The organism is Micromonospora sp. NPDC000442 (genome assembly GCF_042898635.1).
Classification (GTDB): Bacteria; Actinomycetota; Actinomycetes; order Mycobacteriales; family Micromonosporaceae; genus Micromonospora.
The window spans coordinates 102,985-117,216 of sequence record NZ_JBIAYZ010000010.1; the positions used below are offsets into that span (position 1 = coordinate 102,985).

The 14,232-nt window shown below is 72.5% G+C and carries 13 protein-coding genes; 10 read left to right on the top strand and 3 right to left on the bottom strand.

The window, feature by feature from the left end; translation table 11 throughout:
- Positions 1–1,083 (top strand): hypothetical protein, encoded by a 1,083-nt coding sequence (locus ACFY2A_RS18065; protein ID WP_387172871.1) that lies wholly within the window; start codon positions 1–3, stop codon positions 1,081–1,083.
- Between the two features lie 11 nt (positions 1,084–1,094).
- Here the strand turns inward: ACFY2A_RS18065 and ACFY2A_RS18070 are convergent, their stop codons facing one another.
- Positions 1,095–2,285 carry a pyridoxal phosphate-dependent aminotransferase gene (locus ACFY2A_RS18070; protein WP_387173078.1) on the bottom strand — a complete coding sequence of 397 codons (1,191 nt, stop codon included), beginning with the start codon at positions 2,283–2,285 and terminating at the stop codon, positions 1,095–1,097.
- Between the two features lie 159 nt (positions 2,286–2,444).
- On the opposite strand from ACFY2A_RS18070, the gene glmS reads away from it, so the two are divergent.
- Positions 2,445–4,358, top strand: a complete 1,914-nt coding sequence (glmS, locus tag ACFY2A_RS18075; RefSeq protein WP_387172874.1) for a glutamine--fructose-6-phosphate transaminase (isomerizing) — start codon at positions 2,445–2,447, stop codon at positions 4,356–4,358.
- A gap of 49 nt (positions 4,359–4,407) precedes the next feature.
- Here glmS and ACFY2A_RS18080 read toward each other — a convergent pair whose 3' ends face one another.
- Together ACFY2A_RS18080 and ACFY2A_RS18085 are read right to left on the bottom strand one after the other, a co-directional pair.
- The gene (locus ACFY2A_RS18080; protein ID WP_387172876.1) at positions 4,408–6,006 is read right to left on the bottom strand and encodes an alpha/beta hydrolase; all 1,599 of its coding nucleotides are present in this window, start codon (positions 6,004–6,006) and stop codon (positions 4,408–4,410) included.
- Positions 6,003–6,299, bottom strand: coding sequence for a hypothetical protein (locus tag ACFY2A_RS18085; RefSeq protein ID WP_387172878.1), 297 nt, complete (start codon positions 6,297–6,299; stop codon positions 6,003–6,005). The genes ACFY2A_RS18080 and ACFY2A_RS18085 overlap by 4 nt, the downstream gene beginning before the upstream one ends.
- A 192-nt stretch (positions 6,300–6,491) precedes the next feature.
- Here ACFY2A_RS18085 and ACFY2A_RS18090 point away from each other — a divergent pair, with 192 nt between their 5' ends.
- The 8 genes from ACFY2A_RS18090 (at position 6,492) to rimI (ending at position 14,225) form a co-directional block, all read left to right on the top strand.
- Complete coding sequence (locus ACFY2A_RS18090; protein ID WP_387172880.1) at positions 6,492–7,961, top strand: NAD(P)H-hydrate dehydratase; 1,470 nt, start codon at positions 6,492–6,494, stop codon at positions 7,959–7,961.
- A 41-nt stretch (positions 7,962–8,002) separates the two neighbouring features.
- On the top strand, positions 8,003–9,121 hold the full coding sequence (alr, locus tag ACFY2A_RS18095; protein WP_387172882.1) for an alanine racemase: 1,119 nt from the start codon (positions 8,003–8,005) through the stop codon (positions 9,119–9,121).
- Positions 9,118–10,221, top strand: a complete 1,104-nt coding sequence (locus ACFY2A_RS18100; protein ID WP_363918516.1) for an alpha/beta hydrolase — start codon at positions 9,118–9,120, stop codon at positions 10,219–10,221. Before alr ends, ACFY2A_RS18100 begins: the two co-directional genes overlap by 4 nt.
- Positions 10,218–10,697, top strand: coding sequence for a tRNA (adenosine(37)-N6)-threonylcarbamoyltransferase complex ATPase subunit type 1 TsaE (gene tsaE / locus ACFY2A_RS18105; protein ID WP_363918518.1), 480 nt, complete (start codon positions 10,218–10,220; stop codon positions 10,695–10,697). The genes ACFY2A_RS18100 and tsaE overlap by 4 nt, the downstream gene beginning before the upstream one ends.
- 60 nt (positions 10,698–10,757) lie before the next feature.
- Positions 10,758–11,459 carry a uracil-DNA glycosylase gene (gene ung, locus ACFY2A_RS18110; protein ID WP_387172885.1) on the top strand — a complete coding sequence of 234 codons (702 nt, stop codon included), beginning with the start codon at positions 10,758–10,760 and terminating at the stop codon, positions 11,457–11,459.
- Positions 11,460–11,774: 315 nt separating this feature from the next.
- Positions 11,775–12,935, top strand: a complete 1,161-nt coding sequence (locus tag ACFY2A_RS18115) for a glycoside hydrolase family 11 protein (RefSeq protein WP_387172887.1) — start codon at positions 11,775–11,777, stop codon at positions 12,933–12,935.
- Positions 12,936–13,101: 166 nt separating this feature from the next.
- Positions 13,102–13,779, top strand: coding sequence for a tRNA (adenosine(37)-N6)-threonylcarbamoyltransferase complex dimerization subunit type 1 TsaB (gene tsaB / locus ACFY2A_RS18120; RefSeq protein WP_387172889.1), 678 nt, complete (start codon positions 13,102–13,104; stop codon positions 13,777–13,779).
- Complete coding sequence (gene rimI, locus ACFY2A_RS18125) at positions 13,776–14,225, top strand: ribosomal protein S18-alanine N-acetyltransferase (RefSeq protein ID WP_387172891.1); 450 nt, start codon at positions 13,776–13,778, stop codon at positions 14,223–14,225. Before tsaB ends, rimI begins: the two co-directional genes overlap by 4 nt.
- Positions 14,226–14,232 lie beyond the last annotated feature (7 nt).

The window sequence follows — 14,232 nt, forward strand, 5'->3', positions numbered from 1 at the left end:
GTGTCCCACCCAGGTTCTCCTGGTTCCCTCGGCCATCCGCTGGCCGAGGCTCCGCCCAGCGCACCGCAGAGCTGGATCGGGGCCCGCTGGGGTCGCCTGCTCATGATCGTGGTCGTCGTGGGGCTGGTCGTCGGCTCCATTGCGACACCGTGGTCCGAGGTGACCATCGAGGTGCTGGGCAGCAGAGCCGGCTCGCTCCTCTACCAGGATTCGAAAGTCGGGCTCAGCGTGACGGAGATCGACGGGTGGGGATGGGCCTATCTGCTCCTGGTGGTGCCGCTGGTGCTGCTGACGTTGGCCTCGGTGGTGCTGCCCGGGTACGCGGGACGAGCCGCCGCCGTCGCGGCGGGTGCCGCCCTGCTGGCCACGTCGACGATCCTGGCCGGTGCCGCTTATCACCTCTCGTCGGCGCCGGACGAGGGCGCCGCCCGCTGGGCTGAGGTCGTGCGCCAGGTGGCGCCCGTCCTGGATCGGGACTACGGGTCCATCTGGTTCGGCTACGAAAGCCCTGGTCTGACGTTCGCGGTGCTCGTCGTGGCAGCTCTCGCCGCCGTGGCGCTTACCAGTTGGTGGCCGGGTTCCGGCCGGATCGTCGTGGCTGCGGCCGGCACCTTGGCGCTGCTCGCCGGCCTGGCTCTGCCCTGGTTGACCGTGTACGGCGCGACCGCGAACGAACTGGACCGGCGCAACGTCTGGTGGCCCACCTTCGGTACCGCATCGGTGCTCACCATGGTCGGCACGCTGGCGCTCGCCGCCCTGACCTGGTGGGCCGCGCTGCGCCGGTCGACCCGGGGCCGGTTGCCGCTGCTACTGGTGACAGTGCCGGCGGCCTTCGCGCTCGTCCTCGCGCACGATTACCTCGGTCTGAACCCTGAGGAATGGCAGGACGCGGCCGAGCGTGCCCGCTTCCTCGCGGTCACCGACGACATCCGTCCGGCAGCCGAGTTCGCTCAGCTCGCACCCGCGCTCTTCCTCGCGGCGATGGTGCTGGCCTGGTCGGCGGCGCGGCGACGGGCCCGGGCCGCGCGGTCACCGGTCGACGTGACGCCGGCCGACACCGGGACTGCCCACACCCCGAGCTGACGCCGGGTCGGTCACCGGAGCCCGGGCAGCCGGCGCAGCCGGGTCACCGCCTCGGCCAGCACCTCCTGGCGTTTGCAGAAGGCGAACCGGATCAACCGCCGACCGGCCCCGGGGTCGTCGTAGAAGACCTGGGTGGGTACCGCCACCACGCCGGACCGCTCGGGCAGTGTGCGGCAGAAGTCGACCCCATCGGTGCCGCCGAGGGCGGTGATGTCGGCGGTGACGAAGTAGGTGCCCTCCGGGTTGAGCACCTCGAACCCGGCGGCGGTCAGCCCGCGGACCAGTTGGTCACGACGGGCCTGCAGCTCGGCCCGGAAGGTGGTGAAGTAGTCGTCGGGCAGCGCGAGTGCCACCGCCACCGCCGGTTGCAGGGGCCCGGCGTTGACGTAGGTGAGGAACTGTTTGACCCGCAGCACCGCGGACACCAGCGCTGCCGGCCCGCTGGCCCAGCCCACCTTCCAGCCGGTGCAGGAGAAGGTCTTGCCGGCCGAGGAGATCCGCAGGGTGCGCTCGCGCATCCCGGGCAGCGTGGCCAGCGGCACGTGCCCGCTGACGGCGTCGGTGAAGGCCAGGTGCTCGTACACCTCGTCGGTGACCGCGTACGTGTCGTGCTCCTGGCACAGCTGCGCGACCAGGGCCAGCTCGTCCGGGGTGAACACCTTGCCGGTCGGGTTGTGCGGCGAGTTCAGCAGCACCAGCCGGGTACGCGCACCGAACGCGGCCCGCAGCTCCGCCGGGTCGAAGACGTACCGCCCGTCGGCGTCGGGGCGGAGCGTCACCGGTCGCCGGATCGCGCCGGCCAGGGCGATCGAGGCGGCGTACGAGTCGTAGTAGGGCTCGAAGCAGACCACCTCGTCGCCGGGTTCGCAGAGGGCGAGGATGGCTGCGGCGATGGCCTCGGTGGCTCCGGCGGTGACCACCACCTCGCCGTCCGGGTCGTACTCCAGCCCCCAGAAGCGGCGCTGGTGTGCCGCCACGGCCGCCCGTAGTTCGGGGACGCCGGGGCCGGGTGGGTACTGGTTGCGGCCGGCGGCCAGGGCCTCCGCCGCGGCGGTGAGCATCTCGGGCGGGCCGTCGGTGTCCGGGAAGCCCTGCCCGAGGTTCACTGCGCCGGTACGCACCGCGAGGGCGGACATCTCGGCGAAGATCGTCGTCCCGAACGGGCGCATCCGGGCCACCAGCGGATCGACATCGCTGCTCATCACGCCCGTCAGGGTACGGGTGCGATCTGCCGGCCGGCCCGCCACCGGATGCGTGCTTTGTGGCAGCCTTCACCGTCATCGCCAGATCGCTCAAATTCGGTGCTTGTTTACCCCGCTTTCGAGCAGACATCGTGAGCGAAACTGGTTAGGCTGCCACCCATGTGTGGAATCGTGGGTTACGCCGGTGCCCGACCGGCGCTCGGCATCGTGCTCGACGGCTTGCGGCGGCTGGAGTACCGCGGCTACGACTCGGCCGGCGTCGCCGTCGTCTGCGACGGGGCGCTGTTGACCGAGAAGAAGGCCGGCAAGCTGGCCAACCTGGAGAAGGTGCTCTCCGAGCGGGCGGCCGAGGACCCGGCCGGCTGCGGCGCCAGCCCGATCGGCATCGGCGACGGCACCACCGGCATCGGACACACCCGATGGGCCACCCACGGCGGCCCCTCCGACCGCAACGCCCACCCGCACCTGTCACCCGACGGGCGGGTCGCGGTGATCCACAACGGCATCATCGAGAACTTCGCCAAGCTCCGTGCCGAGCTGGAGGACGAGGGCGTCACCTTCACCAGCGACACCGACACCGAGTGCGCCGCCCACCTGCTCTCCGCTGCCCTGACCGACCTGCGTGCGGCGGGCCAGCCGGACGGGCCGCAACTGCTGACCGCGGCCATGCGCGTGGTCTGCCAGCGGTTGGAGGGCGCCTTCACGCTGCTCGCCGTCGACTCGGCGATCTCCGGCGCGGTGGTCGGCGCACGCCGCAACTCACCCCTGGTCGTCGGCCGCGGCGACGGGGAGAACTACCTCGCCAGTGACGTCGCCGCGTTCATCGAGCACACCCGGGACGCGGTCGAGCTCGGCCAGGACCAGATCGTGCTGATCACCGCCGAGAGCATCGAGATCACCGACTTCGAGGGGCAGCCGGCCAGCGGCAAGGACTTCCACATCGACTGGGACTCCTCGGCCGCCGAGAAGGGCGGCTACGACTGGTTCATGCTCAAGGAGATCGAGGAGCAGCCGCAGGCCGTCGCCGACACGCTGCTCGGACGGTTGACCGAGACCGGCGAGATCATGCTCGACGAGGTCCGCCTCAGCGACCAGGATCTGCGTGACGTCGACAAGATCTTCATCGTCGCCTGCGGCACCTCGTACCACGCCGGAATGGTGGCCAAGTACGCCATCGAGCACTGGACCCGGATCCCCTGCGAGGTGGAGCTGGCCAGCGAGTTCCGCTATCGCGACCCGGTGCTGGACCGGTCCACCCTGATCGTGGTGATCTCACAGTCCGGCGAGACCATGGACACCCTGATGGCGCTGCGGCACGCCAAGGAGCAGAAGGCCCGGGTGCTGGCCATCTGCAACACCAACGGCTCCACCATCCCCCGGGAGTCCGACGCGGTGCTCTACACCCACGGCGGCCCGGAGATCGCCGTCGCCTCCACCAAGGCGTTCCTCACCCAGGTGATCGCCTGCTACCTGATCGGGCTGCACCTGGCGCAGGTGCGCGGCGTCAAGTACGCCGACGAGGTGGCGGCCGTGGTCGAGCAGCTCCACCGGGTGCCGGACAAGCTGCGCGAGCTGCTCGGGCGGATCGAGCCGGTCCGCGAGCTGGCCCGCGAGCTGCGTGCCGAGTCGACGGTGCTGTTCATCGGCCGGCACGTCGGCTACCCGGTGGCGCTGGAGGGCGCGCTGAAGCTCAAGGAGCTGGCGTACATGCACGCCGAGGGCTTCGCCGCGGGCGAGCTGAAGCACGGCCCGATCTCGCTCATCGACGAGGGCACCCCGGTGATCTGCATCGTCCCCTCTCCGGTGGGCCGGGGCATGCTGCACGACAAGGTCGTCTCCAACATCCAGGAGGTACGCGCGCGGGGTGCCCGCACCATCGTCATCGCCGAGGAGGGCGACGAATCAGTGGTCCGCTACGCCGATCACCTGATCCACGTGCCGCGTACGCCGACGCTGCTCGCGCCGCTGGTGACCACCGTGCCGTTGCAGGTGTTCGCGGCCGAGATCGCCGCCGCCCGGGGACACGACGTCGACCAGCCACGCAACCTCGCCAAGTCCGTCACCGTCGAGTAGCCGCCGGGCGGCAACCGGCGGTCGACCGACCCGGCCGCCGGTACCGACCTCAGCGCCCCAGCATCACCCGCGCCATGCCGTCCAACGCCGGATTGTCCGGATGCCAGTAGCCGGTGTGGCCGTACCGGCCGCTGGGAAACGTCCGGCCCCCGAAGCCCGGCTCGGCCGGGTCGCGCCCGAACCACAGTTCGTCGCTCGGCCCGGCCAGCCAGCCGGCGATGGTGCCGACCGGCGAGGCACCGAGCACCGCCCGCCGGGCCAACTCGTCCGGCGGGCGGGTCAGCCGGATCACGTCGTCCGGTGCGGTGCTGGCCCACACCTGCCCGGGTGGCAACCCCAGGTCGGCCGCCTGCGTCACGCCGACGCCGGGTGAGCCGACGAAGACCAGCGCGTCGGCGGCGAGGCCGTGGTCGCGAGCGGCGGTGCCCACCACCAGCGAACCGTAGCTGTGCCCGAGCACGGTCTGCCGGGCCGGCGGGTCGTCGTGGGTGGCCCGGAGACCCTCCTGGAACCGGTGCAGCGCCTCACCGGCCGCGCGGGCCTGCCCGTCCCAGGCCGCCTCGTGCAGGAAGTCCGGGGCGTCGTAGTCCAGCCAGAGCACCGCCGAGGTCTGCGTACCCGGGGCCAACTCGGCCCCGCGGGCCAGCACCCGTGCCGCCCGACCCAACTCGCCGGTGGCGTCGTCGAGCCCGGCGGTCATCCCGGGCACATAGGTGAGCACATCCGTGGCCCGGTCCGGGTTGCCCAGTGCCACCACCGCCCGCCCCTCGCCGCCGACGTCCAGGCCCAGCAGGTACGCCCGCGGCTGCTGGGCCGACTCCAGCCGGGCGACGAGCGCGTCCAGCCCGGACAGCGCGGCCTCGACGCTGCGCAGCCCGACCACTTCCAGCGGACCTCGGGGCACCCGGGCCAGCAACTGCTCCCACCGGGCGACCAGTGCCGCTCGCCGGGCCGCGAGTAGCAACCGGTTGGCCTGGTCACGGGTATCGGCCGGCACCCCGTCGAGTCGGCCGGTCAGCTCCGGCTCGTGCACCACCAACCAGCGGCGCTCGGCCGGGGTCAGCCCGGCCCACCAGCGCCGTACCAGACCCGGCTCGGCGTTCGGCGGTGGCCGGTACGACGGGGGCCGGGCCGTCCAGCCGCTACCGGCGGCCTCGGTCAGCCGCGCGAGGCGTGTCGTGGCCTCCACGTCGGCCGTGGTGGCCAGGTCGAGGGCCTCCCGCAGGGCCGTGGCCACCTGGGCCACCGTCGCGCCGGTGCGGTCGGACGGGACCCGGGCGGGATCGGCGCGTACGCCACCCCGACGGTCGATCAGCACGCCGGTGGCGGCGGCCAACGCCACGGCCGCCGTCAGCCGAGCCCGGGCGGCCACCAACCGCGTGGCGAACTCGGCGAGCACCTGATCGGTCTCGATCGCGGCCGGAACCAGCGCGACCAACTCGTCGCGCAGCCCGGTCAGCCGGGCACCGGCCGACTCGGCGGCACTGCCGGACCAACCGGTGCGCAGGGCGGTGCTGCCGTCGGCGAGCTCACCGGCCCGCCGCTCGGCCACCCCCGCCAGGCTCGCCCAGGCCGATCCGGTGGCCCGCCACGCCGCCGGGTCGACCATGGAGAGCTGGGCGTAACCGACAGGCCCCGGCGCGCTCATCGGGGCAGGGCGGAGAGCCGGGCGGCGGCCCTGGCGTCCACCGACTCGTACGCCCCGGCGGCGGCGCGTACCCCGTCGCCGGTCTCCGCGACCCGGGCACCGAGCCGACCGGACCAGGCGTGCACGGCCGCCTCCAGGCCGGCGAGCGCCCGCGCCGTCGACCACTCCCGGGCCGGTGCGGCCAGACCGGGGCCGCCGGCCACCCCGTGCGCCAGCCGGTAGCCGGTGTCACCAAGCGACCGCCCGACCCGGTGCAGCAGTTCCGGCCGTACGGCCAGCTTCCCCTCGGCCATCGTTCCTCCCGCCTGGCGTCAGTACGACGCAGACGTTAGGCGGTGGTGGGGCCGGCGGCCGTGCCCTGTGGACAGCCGGCGGTGGGCGTACCCCCGGTTCGTCCACAGGCGTTGCCGGGCGCACGGCCGACGGCTATCTTGCGGCCCCCACGCCGGTAGGGTTGGCCGGGTGATCGGGAAACGGGGTGTGGCATGAGACCGGTCTGGCGGGTCGCGGACGTACGCGCGGCGGAGGCCGCCCTGATGGCCACGGTGCCGCCCGGCACCCTGATGCAACGGGCCGCCGCCGGGCTGGCCCGCCGCTGCGCGCTGCTGCTCACCGAGCGGGGCGGGGTGTACGCCGCACCGGTGTTGCTGCTCGTCGGCTCGGGCGACAACGGCGGCGACGCCCTGTACGCCGGCGCTCGGCTCGCCCGGCGCGGTGCCGCCGTGTCGGCATTGCTGCTCACCCCGGATCGGGTGCACGCCGAAGGGCTGGCCGCGCTGCGTGCCGCCGGGGGACGGGTGGTGGCGCGACCGCCGGCCGTGGTCGACGTGGTGCTCGACGGGATCGTCGGCATCGGCGGTCGTGGTGGCCTGCGGGAGACCGCGGAGCAGTTGGCGGCGAGTCTGCTGCGGCACCGGGGACGTGACGGTGAGCGGGCGACGGTCGTGGCGGTGGACGTGCCCAGCGGTGTCGCGGTGGACACCGGGGCGGTGCCGTTGACGCCGTCCGGCCGTCCGAACGCGGTGCGCGCCGACGTGACGGTGGCCTTCGGCGCGTTGAAGCCGGCCCTGGCGGTCGGCCCGGCCGCCGCGTTGGCCGGCGAGGTGGAACTGGTCGACATCGGGCTGGCGCCGTGGCTGCGGGGCAGCCCCGCGCTGCACGTCGTGGAGTGGTCGGACGTGGCCGACTGGTACCCGGGGCTCGGCCCCACCTCGGAGAAGTACTCCCGTGGGGTGGTCGGGGTGGCCACCGGCTCCGCGACGTACCCGGGTGCGGCGGTGCTCTCCGTCGGCGGTGCGCTCGCCGGTCCGACCGGCCTGGTCCGTTACGCCGGCGGTGCCCGGGACGAGGTGGTCCGCGAGCACCCCTCGGTGATCGCCACGGGCCGGGTGTCCGACGCCGGCCGGGTGCAGGCCTGGGTGTGTGGTTCGGGGCTGGGCACCGACGAGCGGGCGGCCACCGAGCTGCGGACCGTGCTCGCCACCCCGGTGCCGGTGGTGCTGGACGCCGACGCGCTGACCCTGCTGGTCGACGGCTCCCTCGCCGACCAGCTGCGCCAGCGGGACGCGCCGATCGTGGTCACCCCGCACGATCGGGAGTTCACCCGGCTCTGCGGGGAGGAGCCGGGCGCCGACCGGGTCGCCGCCACGCTTCGACTGGCCGCCTGGATGAACGCGGTGGTGCTGCTCAAGGGGGATCGCACGGTGGTCGGCACGCCGGACGGGCGGGCGTACGTCAATCCGACCGGCACCCCCGCGCTGGCCACCGGTGGCACTGGCGACGTGCTGGCCGGACTTCTCGGTTCGTTGCTCGCGGCCGGGTTGCCGGCCGAGCGGGCCGCCGCCGCGGCGGCGTACCTGCACGGGCTGGCCGGCCGGAAAGCGGCCCGCGGCGGCCCGGTGACCGCGCCGGACGTCGCCGTCGCGCTGCGTCCCGTGCTGGCCCGTCTGCCCTGAGTACCCGCCGTGGTGATCAGCGCGGAAAGTAGGGTGGGGGCATGTGGCAGGCCGAGGTACGTGTCGACCTAGACGCGATCCGGGAGAACGTGGACCGGCTGCGCGCCGGCACCAGCGCGGAACTGATGGCGGTGGTGAAGGGCGACGGCTACGGCCACGGCATGGTCCCGGCCGCCCGGGCGGCGCTCGACGCGGGGGCGGACTGGCTCGGCGTCTGCACCCTGGACGAGGCGCTGGCGCTGCGCGCGGCCGGCATCGACGCCCCGGTGCTTGCCTGGCTGCTCGCCCCGGGGCTACCGCTGCACACCGGGGTGACCGCCGGCGTCGACCTGGGCGTGGCCAGCCTGCCGCAGCTCGACGAGATGCTGGAGGCGAGCCGGACGGCTGGGCAGCCCGCCCGACTGCACTTGAAGATCGACACCGGGCTGGCCCGGGGTGGCGCGACGGTCGCCGACTGGCCGGCTCTGCTCGACGCCGCCGCCAAGGCACAGGCCGACGGACTGGTCGAGGTGGTCGGGGTGTGGAGCCACTTCGTCTACGCCGACCTGCCCGGTCACCCGACCACGGATCGGCAGGTGGCGGTCTTCCACGAGGGGCTGGCCATGGTCGAGCGGGCCGGACTGCGCCCGCGATACCGGCACCTGGCCAACTCGGCGGCCACGCTGACCCGGCCGGACACCCACTTCGACCTGGTCCGTCCGGGGCTGGCCGTCTACGGCCTCTCCCCGGTGGCGGGCGAGACGTACGGGCTGCGTCCGGCGATGACCGCCCGCGCCCGGGTGATGCTGACCAAGCGGGTGCCGGCCGGTGCCGGCGTCTCCTACGGCCACACCTACACGACCGAACGCGAGGCGAACCTCGCCGTGGTGCCGCTCGGCTACGCCGACGGGGTACCCCGGCACGCCTCGAACTGCGGCCCGGTGCAGCTCGGCGGGGTCCGCCGGACCATCTCCGGTCGGGTCTGCATGGACCAGTTCGTGCTCGACTGCGGCGACGACCCGGTGGCTGCCGGCGACGTGGCGACCCTGTTCGGCAGCGGGTCCGAGGGCGAGCCCACGGCCGACGACTGGGCCGAGGCCGTCGGCACCATCAACTACGAAATCGTGACCCGGTTCGGCAGCACCCGGGTCCCGCGCGTCTACGACGGCGATCGGGCATGACCGGTTGGCACATCCCGCGGCCCCGGACCACCGCCGGAAAGGCCGCCGGCCTGGTCGGTGCTGCGCTGGGGGTGGCCGCCGCCGGGCTGGCCGCCGGCGTCGCCACGGAACGCGCCCTGGTCCGCCGGCTGAAGGCGGACCCCACCGACCCGTACGCCGGCGAGGTCTTCGGCGACCAGCGGTACGACGAGGCGTACCGGCTGGAGATGCCCGACGGCACCGACATCCACGTCGAGGTGGTCGAGCCGACAAGGCCGGTCGACGGCAACCCGACGGTGCTGCTGGTGCACGGCTTCTGCCTGGACATGGGCACCTTCCACTTCCAGCGCAAACTGCTCGCCGAGCGGGGTGAGCACCGGATCGTCGCGTACGACCAGCCGGGGCATGGCCAGTCGGGCCGGCTGGAGACCGGCGAGTACGACCTGACCGCGCTCGGCCGTACGCTGCGCCGGGTGATCGACGAGGCGGCCCCCGACGGGCCATTGGTGCTCGTCGGCCACTCGATGGGTGGCATGACCATCATGGCCCTGGCCGAGCTGTATCCGGAGATGTTCGGCGACCGGGTGGTGGGGACCGTGCTGATGGCCACGTCGGGCGGGCTGCTGGCGGAGACGAAGCTGGTCGCGCCCGCCCTGCTGGGCCGGGTGGGTGCGCCGGTGCTCTACATGGCGGGCAACGTCACCCGGTACGGCGGCGCGGTCATCGACCGGGCCCGCCGCTCGACGACCAACGTGGCCTGGTTGCTGACCCGCAGGTACGGCTTCGGCACCCGGCAGCCGAGCCCCGCCCTGGTGTCGTACGTGGAGGAGATGAACTCCCGTACCTCCGCCGACACGGTGACCCGCTACCTGCGTACCCTGGCGACCCACTCGCGGTTCCCGGCACTGGCCGCGTTGGAGGGCACGCCGGTGCTGGTGATCGTGGGAGACAAGGACATGATCACACCGTTGACCCACTCGGAGGAGATCGTCCGGCGGCTGCCGCACGCCGAGTTCGTCCGGATCCCCGACAGCGGTCACGTGGTGATGCTGGAGCACGCCGACGAGGTCAACGCCGCGTTGCTCGGCTTTCTCGGCACCTGCGGGCGGGGCGACTCGTGACCGAGGTCGTGCTGCCGACGGTCGCGGACACGTACGCCTTCGGGTGCCGGCTGGCCGGGCTGCTGCGCGCCGGTGATCTGGTACTGCTCACCGGCCCGCTGGGTGCCGGCAAGACCGCGCTGACCCGGGGGATCGGCGCCGGCCTGGGGGTGCTCGGCGACATCACCTCGCCGACGTTCGTGATCGCCCGGGTGCACCGCCCGGACCCGGCCGGCGGGCGAGAGGTGGCGCTGGTGCACGCCGACGCGTACCGGTTGGGTGACGCGGTCGACCCGCGGGCCGAGATCGACGACCTCGACCTGGACGCTTCGGTCGACGACTCGGTGACCGTGGTCGAGTGGGGCGAAGGAATGGTCGAGCAACTGGCCGACGCTCACCTGCGGATCCGCCTGCACCGGCACGACGACGACACCCGCACGGCGGAGCTGGAGCCGGTCGGTGGCGACTGGGCGGAGCGCCTCGCCGCCCTGGGCTGAGCGCTGTCGTACCCGATACCTACAGTGCCCGCAGACGTTCCGACCGGTGAGAGGTTGCCGATGCCCGACGACACCCCTGCTCTCGACCTGCTGGCGCTGCTCCCCGACGAGTGGCGGGTGGTGCTGACCCCCCATCTCGAACCGGCCCGGGTGTCCGCGTTGGCCGAGTTCGTCGCCCGGGAGTACGCTGCCGGCCCGGTCTTCCCGCCGGTCGAGGATCTGTTCTCGGCCTATCGGCTCTGCGCACCGTCGGCCTGCCGGGTGCTGATTCTCGGCCAGGATCCCTACCACCGGGCCGGCCAGGCGCACGGGTTGAGCTTCAGCGTGCGTGAGGGTGTGTCCGTGCCTCCGTCGTTGCGCAACGTCTTCAAGGAGTTGGGCGAGGATCTGGGCGTGCCGAAGCCGCGCAGCGGCAACCTCGACGGCTGGGCTGCGCAGGGCGTGCTGTTGCTCAACTCGGTGTTGACCGTTCGCCAGGGCACGCCCGGCTCACACGCGAACCGGGGCTGGGAGGAGTTCACCGACGCGACCATCCGGGCACTCGACGCGCTGGAGTCGCGGGTGGTGTTCCTGCTCTGGGGCGGGTACGCCCGGAAGAAGACGGCGCTTGTCGGCAACCCGCAGCACGTGGTCCTGGAGGCCGGTCACCCCAGCCCGATGAACCCGCGCGGTTTCCTCGGCAGCCGCCCGTTCAGTGCCGCCAACAAGGCGCTCGCCGACGCCGGCCTGCCCACCATCGACTGGGAGCGCTCGGCCGGCTGACCCGTGTGCTCCTGCCCCACGCCGCCCGCACGTACCAGGTGGTGGCAGCCGCCTGGTCAGTCGGTGGAGCCGGTCGGACGACATTTCTTGACTGACGTCGATCGTTGGATAACGATATCGGAAATATAGATGCTCGCTAACGTCTTCAGTCTGGGGGTCAGTGGCGACGCACAGCAGCAGTGGAGCATCTACACAACCGACAGTCCGGCAATTCGTACAACCATGGCGTGGCATCGACGCGCGGTGACCGTCCCTCAACCACCCGCACCCCGCCGATCACGTCACGCCGCCTCTCGCAGGGAGAAGCACACCACCATGAACGAAGTCCCCACTCACCCCAAGAGTCGCCGACGCGGCCGCGTCAGGATGCTGGCTGCCGCCGCCTTCGCCGCAGTGTTGGCCACCACTGGCACCGTCGCGATCTCGGCCAGCCCCGCCCAGGCCGAGGCCGACCGGCAGGTCTGCTCGAACACGGAAGGCACCCACAACGGGTTCTTCTTCTCGTTCTGGAAGGACAGCGGCGACGCCTGCATGGTGTTGCGTGAGAACGGCCGCTACTCCAGTTCGTGGAGCAGGAGCACCAACAACTGGGTCGGTGGCAAGGGCTGGAACCCTGGCACCCGCCGCACGATCAGCTACTCGGGCAGCTACAACCCGGGTAACAACAACAGCTACCTGGCCCTGTACGGCTGGACCCGTAACCCGCTCGTCGAGTACTACGTCGTCGAGAACTTCGGCAGCTACAACCCGAGCAGCGGCGCCACCCGGCTGGGCAGCGTCACCACCGACGGCGGCACCTACGACATTCTGCGCAGCCAGCGGGTCAACCAGCCCTCGATCGACGGCACCCAGACGTTCTACCAGTACTGGAGCGTCCGGCAGCAGAAGCGCAGCAGCGGCACCATCACCACCGCCAACCACTTCGACGCCTGGGCCCGGGTTGGCCTGAACCTCGGTAACCACTACTACCAGATCATGGCCACCGAGGGTTACCAGAGCCAGGGAAGCTCGGACATCACCCTCTCGGAAGGCGGCACCCCCGGCCCCGGCCCGACCAACCCGCCCAACCCGACCACCCCGCCGCCCAGTGGCGGGTCCGGCCAGATGATCGTCGGTCAGCAGTCCGGCCGGTGCCTGGACGTGCCGAACTCGAGCACCAGCAACGGCACCCAGATCCAGTTGTATGACTGCTGGGGTGGCTCGAACCAGCGGTTCACCCACACCTCGAGCAGGCAGCTGACGGTGAACGGCAAGTGCCTGGACGTGCCGAACTCCAGCACGAGCAACGGCACCCGGATCCAGTTGTATGACTGCCACAGCGGCGCGAACCAGCAGTGGAACATCAACTCCAACGGCACGATCACCGGCGTGCAGTCAGGGCTGTGCCTCGACGCCGGTGGTAGCGGTAACGGGGCGATGATCCAGCTGTACAGCTGCTGGGGTGGAGCAAACCAGCAGTGGAGCCGCCGCAACTGATCCGCCGCAACTGATCCGTCGATGAGGGGCCAGGCGCTCACGGGCCTGGCCCCTCATCTCCTGACTACTCATCGTCATGGGTGCGGTGCGCGCGAGCGCTACGACCCGGCGGTGATGGCGGGCGGGCGTCCAAGGGCCGGAGGCGATGCGGCTAGGCTGGTCAATTGTGCTCGTACTGGTGGTGGACAGCTCGACCCCGGCGGTGACCGCGGCGCTCGTCGAGGTCACCGCGAACGCGGTCGTCACCCGGGCGCACCGGTGCACGGTGGATGCCCGCGCGCACGGCGAACTGCTGGCGCCGCAGGTGGAGGCGGTGCTCACCGACGCGGATGCCCGTCCCGCCGACCTGGCCGCGATCGTCGCCGGGGTCGGCCCCGGCCCGTTCACCGGGCTGCGGGTGGGGCTGGTCACCGCCGCCACGATGGGGCAGGTGCTCGACATTCCGGCGTACGGTGTCTGCTCGCTCGACGCCATCGGCCACCCGGCGGCGGCTGGCGAGCCGGTGCTGGCGGCGAGCGACGCCCGGCGGCGGGAGATCTACTGGGCGGTCTACGACGGGGCGGGTGAACGTCTGGTCGGGCCGGAGGTCGGTGCGCCCTCGGTGGCCGCCGATCGGGCCCGGGAACTGGGCGCGACAGTGGCGGTCGGTGACGGTGCCCACCGCTACGCCGAGGCTCTGGGCCTGCCGCTGCGGGCCGAACCCCGCTATCCGGACGCGGGTGCGCTGGCCACCCTGGCCGCCGAGCGGATCCGGGCCGGCGCGGCCGGCGATCCGCTCACCCCGCTCTACCTGCGCCGACCGGACGCGGTGGCCGCCACCGCGCGCAAGCCGGTGCTGCCGTGAGCCGGTCGCGGCCGGCCCGGTTCCGCTGGTGGCACATCGACGAGGTGCTGCCGATCGAAGCGGATCTATTCGGTGCCGAGCAGTGGTCCGCGGCGATGTTCTGGAACGAGCTGTCGCACGGGCACTTCTACCGGGTGTTCACCGACGACGGCGGGGTGCTCGGCTACGCCGGGCTCGCCGTCGCCCCGCCCGACGAGGCGTGGGTGCAGAACATCGCGGTCCGGCGGGACGCGCAGCGCCGGGGGATCGGCCGACTGCTGCTGGAGGCGCTGCTCGCCGAGGCCGGCCGGCTCGGTGTACGCGCCGTTCTACTGGAGGTCGCCGCCGACAACGCCCCGGCCCAGCGGCTCTACGCGATGCACGGTTTCGAACCGATCGGCGTGCGGCGCGGCTACTACCAACCGAGCAACACCGACGCGCTGGTGATGCAGCGCACCCAGGACTGAGAAAGCC